We start from the raw sequence: 19,123 nt of genomic DNA, 5'->3' as shown, positions 1-19,123 counted from the left end.
GCCTTGTCAACCATTCGGTTGAAGGCCTCGGGGCTACCGTCGGGACATGGGTGCTTCGCTGTATGAGTTCGACGCGCACGACCAGGCCGATCTGCTGCGTCGGGGTGAGGTCACCGCGACCGACCTCGCCCAGGCGCATCTGGACCGCATCGAGCGCTGGGACGCCGATCTGCGCTCCTTCGTGACCCTCACGCCCGAGGCCGCCCTCGACGCGGCGCGGGCGATCGACCGGGCCGGCCGTGCGGGCGAAGGATTCGCGGGCGTTCCGACGGCGGTCAAGGACCTCACCGCGACCGCAGGGGTCCGTACGACGATGGGCTCACGACTGTTGGCCGACCAGGTTCCCGAGGTCGACGCGCATGTCGTGCGGCTGGTCCGCGACGCCGCGCTGGTGAGCCTCGGCAAGACGAACACACCGGAGTTCGGACTGTCGTCGTACACCGACAACGACCTCGTCGGTCCGACCTCGACGCCCTGGCGGGTGGGCCTGAACGCGGGCGGGTCGAGCGGCGGCGCGGCGGCGGCCGTCGCGGCCGGACTCGTGCCGTGGGCGCTGGGCAGCGACGGCGGCGGGTCGATCCGCATCCCGTCGAGCTGTTGCGGCGTGGTCGGGTTGAAGCCGACGCGCGGCCGCGTGAGCCCCGGGCCGCTCGGCAGCGACTGGAGCGGGCTGGCCTCCGACGGACCCATCGCCCGGACCGTGCGCGACGTGGCCGCGCTGCTCGATCTGATCGCCGTGCCGCAGCCGGGCGACGCGCGCTTCGTCGGGCGGCCCGCCGAGCCGTTCGCGGCTGTGGTCGACCGGGAGCCGGGACGTCTACGCGTGGCGGCCTGGGGCGACCCCTATCTGCCAGACGTCGCGACCGACCCTCGCGTGAAGGCCGTGTGGGAGGACGGCTGTCGGGCGCTGGCCGCGCTCGGCCACGACGTCGAGGTCATCGACAACCCCTTCCCGCCGGAGTTGGAGCCGCAGTTCAACGTCGTGTGGAGCAGCGGCATGGCGGCCGCGCCGATCCCGCCGGAGGCCGAGCCGCTGCTGCGCCCGAACACCCGCTACTGGCGGCGGCGCGGGGCCACCCACTCGGCGGCCGAGTTGGCCGGGGCGATGCAGTTTCTGGAAACCACGACGCGTTCGGCGATGAGCTCGCTCGCCGACTACGACGTCTTCTGCACACCCACGCTCGCGATGCTCCCGCAGCCGCACGCCTGGTTCACCGCGACCGACGACCCCGCCGAGGCGCACCGCCGCGAGCTGCTGTTCACCCCGTTCACGGCCGTCGACAACATGGCCGGGATCCCGGCGGCCAGCGTCCCCTTCGGCCGAGCCGACGGACTCCCCGTCGGCCTCATGCTCGCCGCCCACGCCGGACACGAGACGACCCTGCTGTCGCTCATGGGCCAGCTCGAGGCGTCCGTCGCCTGGCCGACCGCGCCTGTCGATCCGGTCGAAGACATCCGGTCGAAGACGCACGATGATGGATTGAGGCACCTATCGCAGCCCAAAAGCATCATCCTGCGTCACCCCGGAGACCGAGAATGATGGATTCGGGTCGCTCCCACGACCCAAACCCATCATCGTGCGTCCCGGGGAGCCGGTCATCCGCGCGCGGTCATGACGATGGGGTCGCCGTCGGTGATGGCGACGGTGTGCTCGACGTGGGCGCCGCGGGAGCCGTCGGCGCTGCGGATCGTCCAGCCGTCGGGGTCCATGACGATCTCGTCGGTCGTGTGCAGGAACCACGGCTCGATGGCGATGACGACGCCCGGCTTGAGCGGGTAGCCGCGCTTGGGACGGCCGTCGTTGGGGATGTGCAGGCCGCCGTGCATCGTCCGGCCGACGCTGTGCCCGCCGAACTGCTTGTTGATGCCGAGGCCGTGCTTGCGGCCGACGTCGCCGATGGCGCGGCTGATGTCGCCGATCTTGAAGCCCGGGCGCGCCACCGCGATGGCCGCGTCGAGCGCCTCCTGCGTGACGTCGATGAGCCACTGGTCTTTCTCGTCCGGCGTGCCCACGATCATGCTGACCGCCGAGTCGCACACCCAGCCGTCGACCGTGACCGCGAAGTCGAAGCTGACGAGGTCGCCGTCGGCGAGCCTGTAGTCGTGCGGCAGGCCGTGCAGGACCGCGTCGTTGACCGACGTGCACAGCACCTTGCCGAACGGGCCGTTGCCGAACGACGGGGCGTAGTCGATGTAGCAGGACTCCGCGCCGCGCTCGCGGATCATCTCGTGCGCGAGGGCGTCGAGGTCGAGCAGGTTCACGCCGACGTCGGCGGCCTCCTGCAGCGCCGTCAGCACCTCGGCCACGAACCGGCCGGCGGGCCGCATCTCGTCGATCTGCGCGGGGGTCAGGAGGTCGATGGCCATGCGCGTCAGCCTAGGTCACTCGACGAGAACGCCCTCGCGCGTGTAGGACTGGAACACGTACTCGCCGCGCTGGTCGTAGGCCGAGACGAACATCCACACGTCCGGCGGGTCGTACTCGCCCGGCGCCCTCACCGACACGTGGCACTCCTCAGCGCCCTCGGCCTCGAGGCGGTCACACAGGCGCCTGAAGTCGAAGCCCAGGAAGTCGCCCACATCGAACGGAACAGTTCCAAAGCTGCGTTGCTCCGGCTCGCCCTGCGACCATTCGCCGTCCCAGTAGTAGGCGACCACTTCTTTCTCGCCTGTCGGCACGTACACCATCGCCATGTCGGGGTAGAGAACGAACTCCGCGACCTGACGTGTGCCGGCCTCCTCGATGAGACTGGCGACGACCTCCTCGAAACCGTCCGCCGTCAGCAGGTCGACCGTCGGCCCGTCCGCCGAGTCCTCCGGAGCGGCGGTGGACGGGGACCACTCGGACTCCCCCGATCCGACGCCCGAGAGGTCGGGTCCGAAGGTGACGACCGCCGTCACCACTCCGGCGACCAGCAGACTCACGACGACCACCACCAGGCAGCCGCGACCCGACGACGGCTCCGGGTGCAGCGGCTCGGCCAGGTGGTACTGCGGCGGCGGCTGGGGGATCACTCGGGCAGCTCAGGCGCGGCGGGAGGCGAGGGTCATGGCGACCGTCGCGTAGAGCAGCGCGACCGCGCCGACCGTGGCGTACCAGCCGTGCGGCAGCAGCGAACGGTCCGGCGCGGTGATCGTCATCGACACGAGCGTGGCGCCGCCGAGCAGCGAGGCGACCATCGCCGAGATGACCAACGGCTCGCGCGAGGCGTCGTCGGTCCACGTCTGGTAGGCGATGGCGGCGATGACCACGGTGGCCGCGATCAGCGCGATCCGCACCGGCAACACCGCGCTCTCCGGCCAGGCGGGACCGAACGTCTCCACGCCCCACGACACCGCTACGACGACGATCGCGATCCACATGACCAGGACCCGCTTCGACCATTGACCCATGACGCTCACCCTAGCGACTCCTCCAGACTCTTCCGAAAACGCTGCATGCCGCCGAGCCAGCGGTCGCGGTCGACGGCCTTCTGCTGCTGCATGCGGTCCACCTCCGGGTGCGGCAACGCCAGGAAACGGCCCTCCTCGACGGCGTCGAGGGCGACCCGAGCCACCTCGGCGGCCTCGATCGGCTCGCCCGCCGAGACCACCGCGCGCATGCCGAGACGGGCGTTGGGGTCGACGCTCGTCTCGCCCTCCTCCAGCATCGCGGTGCGCACGCCCATCGGGCAGGCGCAGCACACCTGGACGCCCTGGTCGCCGTAGGTCGCGGCGAGCCATTCGGCGAAGCCGAGCGCGGCGTGCTTGGTCGCCGAGTAGGTGGGCGAGCCGAGCTGGGTGAGCAGGCCGGCCGCCGACGCGACGCTGACGAACACGCCATCCGCGCCCCCGGCGGCCGCCTCCTCGGTCCAGCGCGGCACGAGCGCCCGCGCCGCCGCCACCTGCGACATCACGTTGACCTGCCACGACGCCGCCCATTCGGCATCAGTGGCGTCGAGGCCGAAGCCACGGAAGATCCCGGCGTTGGCGACGAAGAGGTCGACAGGGGCGGGCGCGGCGGCGAGCAGCGCGGCGACTCCCTCGTCGCCGCTGACGTCGCCCGCCCACACGGCTACCCGGTCCTCGCCGAACTCGGCGGCGAGCGTCTGCCGGGTCTGGTCGAGCCGGGCGGCGTCGAGGTCGCCGAGCACGACCGTCGCGCCGCGGTCGAGCAGCGCCTGCGCGAAGGCCGCGCCGATGCCGCCCGCGGCTCCTGTGACGACCGCCGTCGCCCCGTCGATCCTCGTCATCGTGTCTCCCTCAGGCCTCGGCCGGAGCGTGCTTGCGCAGCTCGGCGCGAGCCAGCGAGTTCTTGTGCACCTCGTCGGGGCCGTCGGCGAAGCGCAGCGTGCGGATGCCCGCCCACATCTCGGCCAGCGGGAAGTCCTGGCTGATACCGGCCGCGCCGTGCGCCTGGATCGCCTTGTCGATGATCCAGTTGACGGTCTCGGGGGTGGCGATCTTGATGGCCTGGATCTCGGTGTGCGCGCCCCGGTTGCCGACGGTGTCCATCAGCCAGGCGGTCTTGAGCGTCAGCAGGCGCAGCTGCTCGATCTTGACCCGCGACTCCGCGATCCACTCGCGCACGACCCCCTGACGGGCCAGCGGCTTGCCGAAGGCGACGCGCTGCTGCACCCGCTCGCACATCATCTCGACGGCGCGCTCGGCGATGCCGATGGAGCGCATGCAGTGGTGGATACGGCCCGGCCCGAGGCGCGCCTGGGCGATGGCGAAGCCCATGCCCTCCTCGCCGATCAAGTTCTCAGCGGGCACCCGGACGTCGTTGAAGACGACTTCGGCGTGTCCGCCGTGGTCGCGGTCGTGGTAGCCGAAGACATGCATGCCGCGCACGACCTCCAGGCCGGGGGTGTCGCGGTCGACGAGGATCATCGACTGCTGACGGTGCCGCTCGGCGCTCGGGTCGGTCTTACCCATGACGATGAACACCTGGCAGTTCGGGTTCATCGCGCCGGTGATGTAGAACTTGCGGCCGTTGACGACGTAGTCGCCGCCGTCGCGCGTGATCGACAGCTCGACGTTGGTGGCGTCGGAGCTGGCGACGTCGGGCTCGGTCATGGCGAAGGCCGAGCGGATCTCGCCGTCGAGCAGCGGGCGCAGGTAGCGACGCTTCTGCTCGTCGGTGCCGAACATCGTCAGCACCTCCATGTTGCCGGTGTCCGGCGCGGCGCAGTTGAAGGCCTGCGGGGCGAGCTGGATGCTGCGGCCGGACAGTTCGGCGATGGGCGCGTACTGAAGGTTGGTCAGGCCGGCGCCGCTGTACTCGCCGTGGTCGCCGGGCTGGAAGAAGTTCCAGAGTCCGGCCGCTTTGCCCTGACGGCGCACCTCGGCGATGGCGTCGGGGATGTCCCAGCTGTCGTCGCGGGTGGCCTGCGCGAGCTGCGCGGTGAGCGTCTCCTCGGCGGGGTAGACGTGCTCGTCCATGAACGCCCCGACGCGCTCGAGCAGGTCGGTGGTGGTCTGGTCGTAGCCGAAGTGCATGTCAGCCCGCCGCCATCACGTAGACGACCTCGGCGACGACGGCCGGCTTGGCGGCGCCCTCGCGCTCGACGACGAAGGAGATGGTCGCCTGGGTGCCGATGGGAATGTCGGCGGTCTCCTTGAGCGTGGCGGTGGCGCGCAGGCGGGAGCCGACCGGGACGGGATCGGGGAAGCGGACCTTGTTGGCGCCGTAGTTGACGCCCATCGCGAGGCCCTGCACGTCGTAGATCTGCTCGGCGAAGGTCGGCAGCAGGCTGAGCGTCAGGTAGCCGTGGGCGATGGTCGTGCCGAAGGGGCCCTGCGCGGCCTTCTCCGGGTCGCAGTGGATCCACTGGTGGTCGCCGGTGGCGTCGGCGAAGGTGTTGATCCGCTCCTGGGTGACGGTGAGCCAGCCGCTGGTGCCGAGCTCGGTGCCGACAGCGGCCTTGAACTCGTCGAGGCTGGCGAAAACGCGGGGCATAGGGACTCCTCCGTAAGAAAACTAAGCGCTTGCTTAGTTCGCACTCTAGCCCGTTCGCGGCTCAGTGACCAGAGCCACATCCTTCTTCCCAGATTTGCTCCCTTATCCACCCTTTGCCCACCGTCAAACGGTGGATAACTCAGCAAATCTGGGACTCGGGCGAGCCGTCAGAGGAGGTGGGACAGGAGCGCGGGGAGGGCGGCGAGGGTGAGGGCGAGCAGGAGGGCGGCGGTGTCGAGGCGGGTCCAGGTCGCCGGGACGAGCCAGGTGCGGCGGTGGGCGGCGGCGAAACCCCGGGCGTCCATCGCCACCGCCGAGCGCGACGCCCCCCGCATCGCGTCGACCAGCAGCCCGAAGGCGAGCGGGCCGGGGTGGGCGCGCAGGCCCCGCGCCCGCCGCGTGCGCGTCAGCGTCGTCCACGTCGAGGCGAGGTGGGAGAAGCGCTGCAACGCCGCCGAGAAGGCGACCACGCCGCGCGCCGGCAGCCGGACGACCTGGCCGAGGTAGTCGGCGAGCCGCGCCGGGTCGACGTACCCCGCCGCCACCGAGCCGGGCCACGCCAGCACGACGATGCGCAGGCCCGCCGTCGCCCCCAGCGCCACGTCGTGGCCGCCGAGCCGCCACGTCGAGTACACGACGCTCAACCCCGCGACGCCCGTGAACGCCAGGCACACCGCCGGGTACCGCCACGACGGCACGAACAGCGCCACGGCGACCACGTACGCCGCCAGCGTCGCCAGCGCGACCGGCAGGCTCCGCACGAACAGCGAGCCGAACAGCGCGCACAGGCCCACCGCGACGAGGACGAGCGGGTTCACCCGCGTGACGAGCCCGGTCATGCCCGCGCCGCCAACGCGACCTCGACGTCGCGCGGGAGGTCGGCGTCGTGGGTGCTGGCCAGGACCGTCGCGCCGTGACGCGCGGCGCTGGTCATCCAGCCGGCGACGAGCGCCCACGCGTCGGGGTCCTGCCCGACGGTCGGCTCGTCGAGCACCACGAGGCCGGGACGGTGCGCGAGCGCGGCGGCCAGCGCGAGCCGACGCTGCTCGCCGCCGGACAGCCGGAAGGGGTGCGCCTCGGCCAGTCCGGACAGCCCGACCGCCTCCAACACCGCGCCCGCGTCCACCTCCCGGCCGACGACCGCCGCCGTCCGCTCGACCTCGTCGCGCGCCCGCGTGGTGACGAAGCCGTGCTCCGGATTCTGCGGCGACCAGCCGAGCCCGGCCGCCAACGCGCGGGGACGCAGCCGGGACCGGTCCGGCGTCACCGTGCCCGCGACCGGACGGACCAGCCCCGAGGCGGCGAGCAGCGCCGTGCTCTTGCCCGACCCGCTCGGCCCCGTCATCGCGCTCACCCGCCCCGGCGCGAACCGGGCGGTGAGGCCGTCCAGCGCGCGGGTCCGTCGTGACCCGCGCAGCGTCCGCGTGGTCAGCTCGACGACGACCTCGTCCAAGGCCACCGGCTCTCCCTCCGCCCCGACCAGCTCCGCTGGCAGTTCCACCGGCGCGGGGGCGGGCCGACCCGGCAGCCACAGACCAGGCGGCTCCGCGGCCGGCAGCGCCGTCGACGGACCGTCGAAGACGACCTGTCCGCGATCGAGCGCGACCATCCGGTCCACGTGCTCCAACCAACCGTCGAAGCGGTGCTCGACGACGATCAACGTCCGCTCCCCCACGACGTCGAGCACCGCCGAGCGCACCTCGGCGGCGGTGGCCGCGTCGAGCATGGACGTCGGCTCGTCGAGCGCCATGACGTCGGGGCGCATCGCCAGAACCCCGGCGAGCACGAGCCGTTGTTGCTCGCCGCCGGACAGCGCCGAGGTCGGGTGGTCGAGACCGTACGGCAGACCCACCGCCGCCACCGTCTCGGCGATGCGGCGGCGGATCTCCTCGCGCGGCAGTCCGAGGTTCTCCGGTCCGAAGGCGACCTCCCGGTCGATCCGGTCCGCGACGATCCCGTCGACGGGGCTCTGCGGGACCAGTCCGAGACATCCGCCGACCTCGGCACGACCGTCGAGGTCGCCCGCGACGGTCGTGCCGAGCGCCCCGGCGAGGGCCTGCAGGAGCGTGGACTTCCCGCTGCCGCTCGGCCCGACGAGCAGCACCCGCTCGCCGGGCTCGACGCGCAGATCGAGGTCGCGGATCGTCGGCTCGCGACGTCCGATGGGACGCCAGGTGAGCCGGGCCCGGACCTCGCCCGCGCGCGTCGGCATCAGACCCGCGTGGCGGCCTCGCGCCCGACCGGGAAGGCGTCGAGCGCCCCGGCCCGCGCGAGCGCCCGCGTCAGGAACCACCCGCCGATTCCGGCGATCACCGCGCCGGAGACGAGGAAGAAACCGAGGTGGGCCAGCTTGTGGCCGAAGCCCCAGTCGGCGTACCAGGCCCCCCACTCGTAGACGGCCTCGAAGGCGCCCGCGAGCGCGCCCGCCGCCATCGCCACGGACGGCGTGAACACCTTGTAGAGGAACACCAGCAGGACCAGCTCGGCGCCGAGGCCCTGGAGCAGGCCCGAGACCAGGACCGAGGAGCCCCACTCGTTGCCGGGCATGAGCGCCGACACGCTGGCGGCGATCGTCTCGGTGACCAGCGCCGCGCCGAACTTGCGGACGATCAGCCCGCCGACGACGCCGGCGATCAGCCAGCCGCCGCCCATCAGGCCCGCAGCGGGCGGGAAGCCGAGCTTGGCGGCGACGTCGAACAGGGCGTACAGCTTGCCCCACCCCCAGAAGACGACGCCGAACGCGACGCCCAGGGTCGCGATGGTCACTAGGTCGATGGTGCGGTACCTCGCAAGGTCACGCGGGGACGCAGAACTCGTCATGATGGACTCCCTTCGCCGGTGCTAACCGGAGCAGGTTCGGAGGGTCTGCGGCGTGCCCGCACTCTCAGCGCCCCTGTCCGTCCGCGGCGGACCCGGCGCTCCCCTGTCTGTTCGCGAGCCAGGCTAACAACGTCGGATATGCGTGGTCCACGGGGCCTGATAGGCGAGAATGAGCCCATGACCGTGCGCACGCCCGATCCGAATCCCGGCTGGCTGTCGGAGCTGGCCCTCGACGAGACGCGTTCGCGCGTGCCGATCCTCTACGTCGAGGCGGTGCCGGTGCGGGTCGACGCGCTGGGGCAGGTCGAGCACGTCGGGCTGCTGTTGCGCGGCTCGGCCATGACCGGCGTGATGACCCGCACCATCGTGTCGGGCCGGGTGATGCACGGCGAGTCGGTGCGCGACGCGCTCGTGCGCAACCTCGAGAAGGATCTGGGCCCGACCGCCTTTCCTCAGGTCCCGGCGAGCATCGCGCCGTTCACGGTCGCGGAGTACTTCCCGCTGCCGGGCGTCACGCCGCTGCACGACCCGCGTCAGCACGCGGTCGCGCTGGTCTACGTCGTGCCGGTCACCGGCGAGTGCGACCCGCGCCAGGACGCCTTGGAGCTGACCTGGCTGACCCCCGAGGAGATCCTCGACCCCCGGGTCACCGACGAGTTGGAGGGCGGTCGCGGCCACCTGGTCCGCCAAGCCCTCGCCCACCTGGGAGCGTTGTCGTAAACCGTCGTCCCAGCCCCTGGCTCATGCTCGCCGTGAGCATGGCGGCGCAGGTCGCGGGGACGGTCGCCAACGGCGTCGCGCCCTTCCTCATCCCCTATCTGCATCTGGAGCAGGGGTTGAGCCTGGCCGACGCCGGGTTGATCGCGGCCGCGCCGCTGGCGGGGACGACCGTCTCGCTGGTCGCGTGGGGCGCGATCGTCGACCGGCTCGGCGAGCGCTTCGCGATGACGGCGGGCCTCGCCGGCATCACCGCCGCCTGTCTGCTGGCCGCCGCCTCGTCCGACCGCTACCTGACCCTCGGCGCGGCCTTCTTCGTGCTGGGCCTGTTCGCCGCGTCCACGAACTCGGCGAGCGGACGGCTGATCGTCGGCTGGTTCCCCGCCCACCGCCGCGGCACGGCGATGGGGATCCGGCAGACAGGACTCCCGCTCGGCGTCGGCGCGACGGCGCTGCTCGTGCCACCGCTGGCGAGCGCCCACGGCATCGCGACGACGATGCTGGTGGTGTCGGCGATCTGCGCGGCGGCCACGCTCGCCTGCGGGCTGCTCATCGTCGACCCGCCGCGCACGCCCCGAGCGACGACCGCCGACGACCGGCGCGCGGAGAACCCGTACCGCCGCGACCGGCGCCTCGTCCGCATCCACGCGGCGTCGGCACTGCTCGTCGTGCCGCAGTTCACCGTGTGGACGTTCATGCTGGTCTGGCTGGTCGACGCCAAGGAGTTGTCGGCGGCGTGGGCGGGCGCGATCGTCGCGGCGTCACAACTGGTCGGGGCCGGGGCGCGGATCGGCGTCGGCTGGTGGTCCGACCGGGTCGGGAGTCGGCTGGGACCGCTGCGCCAGGTGGCGGTCGCGGCGGCGGCGACCATGCTGCTGCTCGGCCTGACCGAACCGACATGGTTCGCCGTGGCCGTGATGGTCGCGGCCACCGGGATCACCGTCGCCGACAACGGCCTGGCCTTCACCGCCGTCGCCGAGATCGGCGGCTCGACGTGGGCCGGGAAGGCGATGGGCTGGCAGAACACCGGCCAGTACCTGGTGAGCGTCGCGGTGCCCCCGGCGATCGGCCTCGCGGTCACCGAGTTCGGCTACGCGGCCGCCTTCGCCGCCGTCGCCGTCACCCCGCTCCTGGCCCTCCCGCTCGTCCCTCGCGAGGCCGTCCAAGCTCCGTAGTTCAGACGCGGTTCATGTACTTCTGCCGAGCCGCCTGTGGGCTGACGCCCAGCGCGGAGGCGATCTCCACCCACGTGAGCCCGTCGAGCCGCGCTCGGATCACCGTGTCGTCGACACGACGCTGGCTGACCTCGCGATCTTCGACAGCGGCTCGAATACCAGCCGTCGCGCCTCGGTCCCGAATCAACTCCGCCCGCGACTCGACACCTTCCTCGAACCGCCGCAGCGCCTCTGCGTCGCTGATCTTCTTCTTCGTCCCCATCCTCGTCACCTCCTCTCCTCTCAGGGCCAGTACTTACGCCGCACCGGCATCGCGTGGATCGCTCGCGGGTCCTCGTCATCCACGACGCCGACCTCCAGCATGCTCCCGTCGCGACCCGGACCGATGAACATCACCAACTCGGCGTCGCCTTGGTCGACGATCACCCTCACATAGTGAGCGAGGGCGTGGAGGATGTCAGCCTCAGAGATTCCCCGCTTCCTCGCGCTCGCCGTGATCCTCACACAGAACAACTTAAGTTGTTTTCCGCCCGAGAACAAGCGAAGTTGTCGGCTCGACGCCCCCGTGAGAGCATGCCGTTAGCTACTTGCGAGTAAGGCGAGCAGGCCGCTGACCAGGCTGTTTGGCTTGCCTTAGTGTTTTTCCCGCGATTTCAACCGTTAATCTCAGCTTCAACTGTTCAGTGGAGATTGGGGCCTTTATGCAGGTCGTCGCCATCGTCATCTCGTTCGTCCTGACCGCCATCGCCGTGCCGATGGTGAGCCTGACGGTCGCCAAGATGCTCAAGGTGTTGCGGGCCGGTCAGCCCGCCGTCGGTCGCACCGACCAGCCGGTCGCGCGTGCGATCACCGTGGTCAAGGAGACCCTGGTCCACACGCGCATGCTGCAGTGGACCTGGGTCGGCGTCCTCCACTGGTTCGCCTTCGCGGCCTTCCTGGTGCTGTCGACCGCCGTCGCCGCCGCGTTCCCGCAACTCTTCAACCCCGAGTGGACGATTCCGTGGCTCGGCACTTTCTTCCTCTACGAGTGGGTCGCCGAGGTCCTGGGCCTGCTCGGCACGCTGGCGATCATCCCGCTGATCGTCTACCGACTCCGCAACCTGCCGTCCAAGAAGGGCCGCCAGAGCCGCTTCTTCGGCTCGCGCATGTGGCAGGCCTTCTTCGTCGAGGCGATGGTGCTGCTGGAGAGCGCCGCCATCTTGTTCATCCGCGGCGCGGAGTACAACCTGGCGCAGGCGCACGGCGGCCACCACGCCGACCACGCGACCGGCTTCCACTTCCCCGTCTCGCAGTTCTTCGGCAACCTCTACCCGACCGGGCACGACTCGATCGGCACGCTCGAGAACATCATCTTCGCCATCGCCGCGTTCAAGATCAGCTCGGCGATGATCTGGCTGATCGTCATCGCCACGAACATCACGATGGGCGTCGCCTGGCACCGCTTCACGGCGTGGTTCAACATCTTCTTCAAGCGCGAGTCCGACGGCTCGACCGCGCTCGGCGGCCTGACCCCGCTGTACCTCAACGGCGAGCCCATCGACATGGAGAAGATGGAGGACCTCGAAGAAGAGGACTTCATGAAGCTCGGCGTGGGCAAGGTCGAGGACTTCTCCTGGAAGGGCCTGCTCGACTTCACCACCTGCACCGAGTGCGGCCGCTGCCAGAGCCAGTGTCCGGCGTGGAACACCGAGAAGCCGCTGAGCCCGAAGCTCGTCATGATGGGCCTGCGCGAGCACGCCTACACGAAGATCCCGCTGCTCGACATCCCCGAGGACCAGCGGACCGAGGAGCAGACCGCCGAGATCGAGCGTCCGCTGATCGGCGACGAGTCGATGTACGGCGTCATCGACCCCGACGTCCTGTGGTCGTGCACCAACTGCGGCGCGTGCGTCCAGCAGTGCCCGGTCGACATCGAGCACGTCGACCACATCGACAACATGCGCCGCTACCAGGTGCTCGTCGAGTCGAACTTCCCCGCCGAGCTGAACAACATCTTCAAGGGCCTGGAGCGCAAGGGCAACCCGTGGAACATGGCCCCCCGCGACCGCATGAAGTGGGCCGACGGCCTCGACTTCGAGGTCAAGCAGGTCGGCGCCGACATCGAGGACTTCGACGAGGTCGAGTGGCTGTTCTGGGTCGGCTGCGCCGGCGCCTACGAGGACCGCGCGAAGAAGACCACGCAGGCGGTCGCCGAGCTGCTCAACATGGCCGGGGTGACCTTCGGCGTGCTGGGCGACGGCGAGACCTGCACCGGCGACTCCGCTCGCCGCTCGGGCAACGAGATCCTGTTCCAGCAGTTGGCCATGCAGAACACCGAGGTGTTCAAGGAGATGAAGGTCAAGAAGGTCGTCTCCACCTGCGCCCACTGCTTCAACACGCTCAAGAACGAGTACAAGGAGTTCGGCATCGAGCTCGAGGTCGTGCACCACACGCAGCTGCTCAACCGCCTGGTGCGCGAGGGCAAGCTGACGCCGGTCGCACCGACCGACGGTCAGGCCGCAGGCAAGACGATCACCTACCACGACCCGTGCTTCCTCGGCCGTCACAACCAGGTCTACGAGGCGCCGCGTGAGCTGCTGAACGTCATCCCGGGCGCGTCGTTTGCCGAGATGCCGCGCAGCAAGGAGCGGTCCTTCTGCTGTGGCGCCGGCGGCGCGCGCATGTGGATGGAGGAGACCATCGGCTCGCGGATCAACGTCAACCGCACCGAGGAGGCGGTGGCGACCGGCGCGGACCAGATCGCCACCGGCTGCCCGTTCTGCCGGGTCATGCTGTCGGACGGCCTGACGCTCAAGCAGTCCGAGGGCGAGGCGCGCGAGGAGGTCGAGGTCATCGACGTCGCGCAGATGCTGCTGGCCGCGGTCAAGCGTGAGCCCGAGCCCGAGCCCGAGAAGAGTGTCGAGGAGGCCGCGCCCGCCGAGGAGCCGAAGGTCGAGGAGAAGACCCCGGCCGACGACGCCACCGAGTCCAACGGCTGACACGCACCACACGAGCGGGCCCCGGTAGGAGCAATCCTCCGGGGCCCGCTCACATGTCGACAAGAAGACTCGACCGCCTGGCGATCCTCCCGGTACGCTCGACGCATTGGGTTGGCGGCGACGTCGAGACCCACATGGAGGCGGGGGAAGTCCCCCGCCATTCCATTTCCGGGGGGATCAGTTGACAGTGGTGGGAGGCCTGACCACCCGCCATCCCATCACCCGGAGGCATGGGCGTGACTCCCGTCACTCCGAATCGTTGAACTGGTGCAACTGTCTCAGTTCTCAGGAGCCCCTGTGCGAGCCCGGTATCTCATCGCGAGCGCCTCGACTCTGGTCGCGGCCGTCCTTCCCGTCCTCTCGGCGGCACCCGCGCAGGCCGCGCCGGGGCACAGCGTCACCCCGCTGTGGTTCACCACCCACGTGGGCGCCGACGGCACACAGGAGTGCATGGTCGTCGGCGACCTCTACCTGCCCGACGACGCCAGCCCGGCGCATCGCGTCCCGGCGATCCTGACCACCAACGGCTTCGGCGGGTCGAAGGACGACCAGGCGGGCATGGCCGCGTCCTACGCCGACCGCGGCTACGCCGTGCTCAGCTACTCCGGCCTCGGCTTCGGCGGGTCGGGCTGCAGCATCGAGCTCGACAACCCCGAGATCGACGGCAAGGCGGCCCAGCAGCTCATCGACTACCTCGCCGGCGAGACGGGCGTCGCCTTCACCGACGCCGACCGCACGCAGGCCGCCCCGGCGCTCGACGCGATCGTCCTCGACGCGCCGAGCGACCCGCGCGTCGGCATGGTCGGAGTGTCCTACGGCGGGTCGATCCAGTTCGCCACCGCCGCCGTCGACCAGCGGGTCGACGCGATCGTCCCCATCGCCACCTGGCACGACCTGCGGTACTCCCTGTCGCCGAACAACCTGGTGCCCAGCGCGACCCAGCCCGAGACGCCGGGAGCAGCCAAGCTCTTCTGGGCGCTCGGCTTCAGCGCGAAGGGCATCACGGGCGGCGTCGAGGACGTCCCGGCCGATCCCGGACGGGTCGACAGCTGCCTGAACTTCGCCGATTTCGTCTGCCCGGCCCTGGTCACCGCAGGCGCGACCGGATTCATCGACGACGGCGCCGCCGAGGAGCTGGTCGAACGCTCGACCGTCGGCTACGGCAGCACGATCACCGCGCCCACGCTCATCGTCCAGGGCCAGGCCGACACCCTGTTCAACCTCAACGAGGCGCTCGACGGCTACCGCATGCTCAGCGAGCAGGGAACCGAGGTGAAGATGATCTGGGCGCACGGCGGCCACTCGGCCCCGGTCGCCCCCGGCGAGCTCGACCTCGCCGCCGACCCCGCCGCGACCTACGCCGGAGGACGGATCGCGGACTGGTTCGACCACTACCTCAAGGACCTGCCGGTCGACACCGGCGCGGAGTTCGCCTACTTCCGCGACTGGGTCGCCTACGAGGGCAACGCGGCACCCGCCTTCGCCGAGTCCGACACGGTCGACGTGGGCGTCCCCGGCCGGCTCTACCTGTCAGGTTCGGAGCTGACCCCCGACGTCGACGCCATCGCCGACGGCACGGCCAGCTTCGTCACCCCGGCCGCAGGGGCACCGACCTCCACCGACCCGGCCGACGTCGTCAGCAGCCTGATGGCGGACTACTACTCCGTGCCCGAGGCCGACCTGCCCGGCACCTTCACCACGTACACGACGCCGACGCTGGCCTCCGACCTCGCCGTCGTGGGCACGCCGACGCTCGACCTCCAGGTGTCGGCGCCGGCCGCGGCGGCCACGCAGGCGCTCGGCCCGGCCGGGCAGCTCGTGCTGTTCCTCAAGATCTCCGAGGTGGCCGCCGACGGATCGGTCGAGATCGTCCGCAACCTCGTCGCGCCGGTGCGGGTGCCCGACGTGAACGCGCCGTTCACCGTGCGCATGCCCGCCTTCGCGCATCGTTTCGAGGCGGGGAACCAGGTCCGGCTGACGGTGTCGGGCGGTTCGTTGAACTATCGCGGCGGCGTCACGCCGACGCCGGTGTCGATCACGACCGGCAGCGCCGAGCAGGTGCTGACGCTGCCGGTGCTGACGCCCGTGGAAATCACGACGCCGACGGAGCAGCCAGCCAGCCAGACCGACGCGTCCGCCGACAACGCGACAGAGACCCGCACCTTGGGCGGGGGCGGCGGCATCGCCGGGACCTCCTCCGCCGCCCTGCCCCGCGCGGGCGCCTCGGCCACGCTGACGGTGCTGCTGCTCGGCACCGGCCTCATCGCCGCCGGGTCGGTCGCCTTCGCCCGCCGCTTCGGCTCGGCGACGACCCGCGACCTCGTCCGCGCCCGCTTCTGACTACGGAACCGGCGAGTCGCAGCGACCGGAGCCGAGCTCGGCGAGGCCTGCGAGGTCGCCCGGACCCCAGCCCGGGCGGTCGCCGTAGGGGTGCATCAACTCGTTGTGGTCGTCGACGTGCGCGAGGCCGAGCACATGGCCCAGCTCGTGTATCAGCACGTGCACGGCGGTCTCGGTCCCGAGCCGTTCGAGGTCGGGAGCGTCGAGGGCGACCTCGCCGGTCACATACCAGCGGTGGCCGTCGTCCTCCAGCCACGTGCTGCCGCCGAGCCCGACGACGTCGCCCGCGAGGTCGGGGGCCTCCTCGGAGTCGGTCCAACTGATCTGGACCGGCCGCCAGTCGTCGCCGTCACGGATCTCGTCGCTGACGAGCGGCTGCTCGTCGGTCGTGCCGACCACCGTGAAGCGCAGCCCGGTGGCCTCCTCCGTCGCGGCGAGCGCGCGGTCGAGGATCTCGTCGGCGTCGCCAGGCGCCTCGCGCTCGTTGACGACCACGCGGATCGTCTCGCAGGAGTCGTAGGCGACCGGTTCGTCGGAGCCCTGCTGGGTCGCCATGAAGGCATAGGAGCCGCCGCCCTCGGCCTCGAAGGTCGGCGACTGCTCCGCGTTCTCCTCCGTCGAGTACGCCCGCCCGGTCATCTCGTCGGTCACCAGCGAGTAGACCATGACACCGCTGAGCAGGACGGACAAGAGCGCTACCGCGAATACTGCTCGAAGCCGCGCCGTCACATCAGATGTCAGTCCGGTGGAAGTTCGCGTGGGAGCGCGAGGCGGTCGGACCGCGCTGGCCCTGGTAGCGCGAGCCGTACTTCGCCGAGCCGTACGGGTGCTCGGCCGGGGAGCTGAGCCGGAAGAAGCAGAGCTGGCCGATCTTCATGCCGGGGTAGAGGACGATCGGCAAGGTCGCGACGTTGGCGAGCTCGAGGGTGACGTGACCGGAGAAGCCGGGGTCGATGAAGCCGGCGGTGGAGTGGGTGAGAAGGCCGAGGCGGCCCAGCGAGCTCTTGCCCTCCAGCCGCGCGGCGATGTCGTCGGGCAGCGTGACCAGCTCGTAGGTGGAGCCGAGCACGAATTCGCCGGGGTGCAGCACGAAGGTCTCGTCGCCGTCGACCTCGACCTCACGGGTCAGCTCGGACTGGTCGGCCGCCGGGTCGATGTGCGGGTACTTGTGGTTGTCGAAGACCCGGAAGAACTTGTCGAGGCGCACGTCGATGCTGGACGGCTGGATCATGCCGCGGTCGAACGGGTCGAGGCCGACCCGCTCAGCGTCGATCTCGGCCAGGATGTCGCGGTCGGAGAGGAGCACAAGGGCACCCTATCTATCACGTGACGCGGCTCCGCTACAGTGAGCCCGTCGCCGATGTAGCTCAATGGCAGAGCGCTTGCTTCCCAAGCAAGACACGCGGGTTCGATTCCCGTCATCGGCTCCACTGAGAAAGGCCCCCTGACCTGCGGAAACGTAGACCCAGGGAGCCTTTCTTTGTGCTTACGTCAACACTACGTCAACTTTCCAGGTCTACGATGACGTGCATGGCGACGATTCGAGAACGCGTCAACAAGGGCGGGACCACCTACGCGGTGCTCTTCCGGGACGGCGGCCGACAGTCCTCCCGATCCTTCGACACCCGCAAGGCCGCTGAGGACTTCGTCGGAACGATCAAAGCCCTCGGCCTCCGTCGCGCCATCATCGAGCTCGACGGGGCCGACGACGAACGAATCACCCTCGACGAGATCGCCGAGCAGTTCTTCGCCCACAAGGCCACCCGCGTGCGCTCGGAGCGCACCGTCGTCGACTACCGCCGCGACTACGACAACTGGATCCGTCCCGAGTTCGGCAACCGCGCCGCGGCGAGCATCAGCGATCTCGACGTACAAGATTGGGTCGACCGGCTCGACCAGATGCGCCGCAAGGACGGCAGCAGGCGGCTCGCTGCTAAGACCATCGTCGGCCACCACTCGCTGCTGCATGGGATCTACGCGTTCGCGTCCGCGCCGGGGCGCGGGATCTTGACCGACACGATCGACCCATGCGCCCACACCGATCTACCCAAGCGTGTGCGCCGACCACCGCAGCCGTTGCAGATTCCCACGTGGCAGGCGATGCATGAGGCGTTGCGTGAGAAGGGCGCTCAGAATCGGATCGGTGACGACGCCGCCGACCTCGGTCACTTCCTGGTCGCGTCGGGGTGGCGGATCAGCGAGGGGATCGCGCTGGACACGACGGCCTGCGACGACGACGGAACGTACATCACCTGCTACATGCTGCAGGTGATGCGGCGTCAGGCTGGCGGGACGTTTCGGATCGTCGAGGACGCGAAGAGCCAGGCGGGTGGCCGGCGGGTCCGGTTGGATATTGACACCTCGGAGATGGTGCGTCGGAGGATCAAGGGCGCGCGGACGGGCGAGCTGGTGTTCCGTCGGGGTGATGAGCGGTGGACGTATTCGACGTTCCGGAACGTCTATTGGGCCGGTGCTGCGAGGCTGGCGGGGATCGACCCGCCGCCGAAGATCCATCGTCTGCGGCATACCGCGGTGGGCGTGTTCCATGATTCGGGGGCGTCGCTGGCGGAGGTGCAGCGGCGGATCGGGCATGAGTCGATTCAGACCACTCTCGATGTGTATGGCGGGATGATCGACGACATGAGTGATGAGAATCTGGATTCGGTGGCAGCGATCCTGCGGGGCGAACGTAAGCGCGGGCGCGGGGGTCGCTGAGGTCTCATCGCTTGTCGGGGAGCCGCCAGACGGTCCTCGCGCGGCGGGCTTTGGCCCGCCGAGTGCGGAGCGTCCGGGCGACGTCGTGGGCGTAGGCGATGGCCTCCTCGCGTTCGATGAGCGCGAGGATCTGCTGCTGGAGCGGGTCGCGGTCATGCCGAAGCAGTCGGAGATGGCTGCTTCGCGGGCGCCGGAGTGTTTCCACCAGGTGCGTTCGAAGTCGAGCATCGCCTGCTCGGTGTCGGTCAACTTGCCCATGCTGGTGAGGCTACGTCCTGGTTCGGACGATTTCAGGGGTGCAGCTCCTCGCCAGGGCCTCGTCAAAGTCGTGGCGAGTGTGTGATCTGAGCAGGTTTGGTGCTGCGACACGCCTACGAATGTGGGGCGCAGGCGTGTGTCCGGTCGGGAGGATGGGAGTTCTCACACCACCGATCTTC

20 protein-coding genes, 1 tRNA gene and 1 riboswitch are annotated in these 19,123 nt (G+C 70.2%); of the genes, 7 read left to right on the top strand and 14 right to left on the bottom strand.

The window, feature by feature from the left end; genetic code table 11:
- Positions 1-46: 46 nt before the first annotated feature.
- Complete coding sequence (locus QM621_RS09620) at positions 47-1,540, top strand: amidase (RefSeq protein ID WP_414990158.1); 1,494 nt, start codon at positions 47-49, stop codon at positions 1,538-1,540.
- Between the two features lie 56 nt (positions 1,541-1,596).
- Here QM621_RS09620 and map read toward each other — a convergent pair whose 3' ends face one another.
- From map to QM621_RS09575, 9 genes are all read right to left on the bottom strand, one after another.
- A complete protein-coding gene (gene map, locus QM621_RS09615; protein ID WP_414990157.1) occupies positions 1,597-2,367 on the bottom strand; it encodes a type I methionyl aminopeptidase in 771 nt (256 codons plus the stop codon).
- A 15-nt stretch (positions 2,368-2,382) separates the two neighbouring features.
- Positions 2,383-3,015, bottom strand: coding sequence for a hypothetical protein (locus QM621_RS09610; protein WP_414990156.1), 633 nt, complete (start codon positions 3,013-3,015; stop codon positions 2,383-2,385).
- 9 nt (positions 3,016-3,024) lie between these two features.
- On the bottom strand, positions 3,025-3,393 hold the full coding sequence (locus QM621_RS09605) for a hypothetical protein (protein WP_414990155.1): 369 nt from the start codon (positions 3,391-3,393) through the stop codon (positions 3,025-3,027).
- A 5-nt stretch (positions 3,394-3,398) separates the two neighbouring features.
- A complete protein-coding gene (locus QM621_RS09600) occupies positions 3,399-4,232 on the bottom strand; it encodes an SDR family oxidoreductase (protein WP_414990154.1) in 834 nt (277 codons plus the stop codon).
- Between the two features lie 10 nt (positions 4,233-4,242).
- Complete coding sequence (locus QM621_RS09595; protein WP_414990153.1) at positions 4,243-5,481, bottom strand: acyl-CoA dehydrogenase family protein; 1,239 nt, start codon at positions 5,479-5,481, stop codon at positions 4,243-4,245.
- 1 nt (position 5,482) lies between these two features.
- Positions 5,483-5,941: a MaoC family dehydratase gene (locus tag QM621_RS09590; protein WP_414990152.1), complete on the bottom strand. Its 459-nt coding sequence runs from the start codon at positions 5,939-5,941 to the stop codon at positions 5,483-5,485.
- 167 nt (positions 5,942-6,108) lie between these two features.
- On the bottom strand, positions 6,109-6,780 hold the full coding sequence (locus tag QM621_RS09585; RefSeq protein WP_414990151.1) for a hypothetical protein: 672 nt from the start codon (positions 6,778-6,780) through the stop codon (positions 6,109-6,111).
- Positions 6,777-8,153 carry an ABC transporter ATP-binding protein gene (locus QM621_RS09580; protein WP_414990150.1) on the bottom strand — a complete coding sequence of 459 codons (1,377 nt, stop codon included), beginning with the start codon at positions 8,151-8,153 and terminating at the stop codon, positions 6,777-6,779. Before QM621_RS09580 ends, QM621_RS09585 begins: the two co-directional genes overlap by 4 nt.
- Positions 8,153-8,707, bottom strand: a complete 555-nt coding sequence (locus QM621_RS09575) for an ECF transporter S component (protein ID WP_414990149.1) — start codon at positions 8,705-8,707, stop codon at positions 8,153-8,155. Before QM621_RS09575 ends, QM621_RS09580 begins: the two co-directional genes overlap by 1 nt.
- Before the next feature lie 44 nt (positions 8,708-8,751).
- A riboswitch (TPP riboswitch) is annotated at positions 8,752-8,876 on the bottom strand.
- Positions 8,877-8,938: 62 nt separating this feature from the next.
- Here QM621_RS09575 and QM621_RS09570 point away from each other — a divergent pair.
- Together QM621_RS09570 and QM621_RS09565 are read left to right on the top strand one after the other, a co-directional pair.
- Entirely contained in the window at positions 8,939-9,481 is a 543-nt protein-coding gene (locus tag QM621_RS09570; RefSeq protein WP_414990148.1) for an NUDIX hydrolase family protein, read from the top strand.
- Between the two features lie 23 nt (positions 9,482-9,504).
- Positions 9,505-10,653 carry an MFS transporter gene (locus tag QM621_RS09565; RefSeq protein ID WP_414990147.1) on the top strand — a complete coding sequence of 383 codons (1,149 nt, stop codon included), beginning with the start codon at positions 9,505-9,507 and terminating at the stop codon, positions 10,651-10,653.
- A gap of 1 nt (position 10,654) precedes the next feature.
- On the opposite strand, the gene QM621_RS09560 is transcribed toward QM621_RS09565, so the two are convergent.
- On the bottom strand, positions 10,655-10,924 hold the full coding sequence (locus tag QM621_RS09560) for a hypothetical protein (RefSeq protein ID WP_414990146.1): 270 nt from the start codon (positions 10,922-10,924) through the stop codon (positions 10,655-10,657).
- A gap of 11 nt (positions 10,925-10,935) precedes the next feature.
- The gene (locus tag QM621_RS09555; RefSeq protein WP_414990145.1) at positions 10,936-11,079 is read right to left on the bottom strand and encodes a hypothetical protein; all 144 of its coding nucleotides are present in this window, start codon (positions 11,077-11,079) and stop codon (positions 10,936-10,938) included.
- 275 nt (positions 11,080-11,354) lie between these two features.
- On the opposite strand from QM621_RS09555, the gene QM621_RS09550 reads away from it, so the two are divergent.
- Together QM621_RS09550 and QM621_RS09545 are read left to right on the top strand one after the other, a co-directional pair.
- Positions 11,355-13,631 (top strand): (Fe-S)-binding protein, encoded by a 2,277-nt coding sequence (locus QM621_RS09550; RefSeq protein WP_414990144.1) that lies wholly within the window; start codon positions 11,355-11,357, stop codon positions 13,629-13,631.
- 297 nt (positions 13,632-13,928) lie between these two features.
- Positions 13,929-15,971, top strand: coding sequence for an alpha/beta fold hydrolase (locus QM621_RS09545; protein ID WP_414990143.1), 2,043 nt, complete (start codon positions 13,929-13,931; stop codon positions 15,969-15,971).
- Here the strand turns inward: QM621_RS09545 and QM621_RS09540 are convergent, their stop codons facing one another.
- Positions 15,972-16,661, bottom strand: a complete 690-nt coding sequence (locus tag QM621_RS09540) for a matrixin family metalloprotease (protein WP_414990142.1) — start codon at positions 16,659-16,661, stop codon at positions 15,972-15,974.
- A gap of 40 nt (positions 16,662-16,701) precedes the next feature.
- Positions 16,702-17,277 carry a dCTP deaminase gene (gene dcd / locus QM621_RS09535; RefSeq protein WP_414990141.1) on the bottom strand — a complete coding sequence of 192 codons (576 nt, stop codon included), beginning with the start codon at positions 17,275-17,277 and terminating at the stop codon, positions 16,702-16,704.
- 50 nt (positions 17,278-17,327) lie between these two features.
- On the opposite strand from dcd, the gene QM621_RS09530 reads away from it, so the two are divergent.
- Positions 17,328-17,401: transfer RNA gene (locus tag QM621_RS09530), tRNA-Gly, on the top strand.
- A gap of 100 nt (positions 17,402-17,501) precedes the next feature.
- On the top strand, positions 17,502-18,686 hold the full coding sequence (locus QM621_RS09525) for a tyrosine-type recombinase/integrase (protein ID WP_414990140.1): 1,185 nt from the start codon (positions 17,502-17,504) through the stop codon (positions 18,684-18,686).
- Positions 18,687-18,690: 4 nt separating this feature from the next.
- On the opposite strand, the gene QM621_RS09520 is transcribed toward QM621_RS09525, so the two are convergent.
- Complete coding sequence (locus tag QM621_RS09520) at positions 18,691-18,891, bottom strand: hypothetical protein (RefSeq protein WP_414990139.1); 201 nt, start codon at positions 18,889-18,891, stop codon at positions 18,691-18,693.
- Positions 18,892-19,123: the final 232 nt, after the last annotated feature.

The sequence above is a fragment of the Aeromicrobium sp. genome (genome assembly GCF_047606445.1).
Taxonomy (GTDB): domain Bacteria; phylum Actinomycetota; class Actinomycetes; order Propionibacteriales; family Nocardioidaceae; genus Aeromicrobium.
The sequence above is the reverse complement of the archived record's forward strand: the minus strand, read 5'-3'. Positions and strand labels throughout refer to the sequence as shown.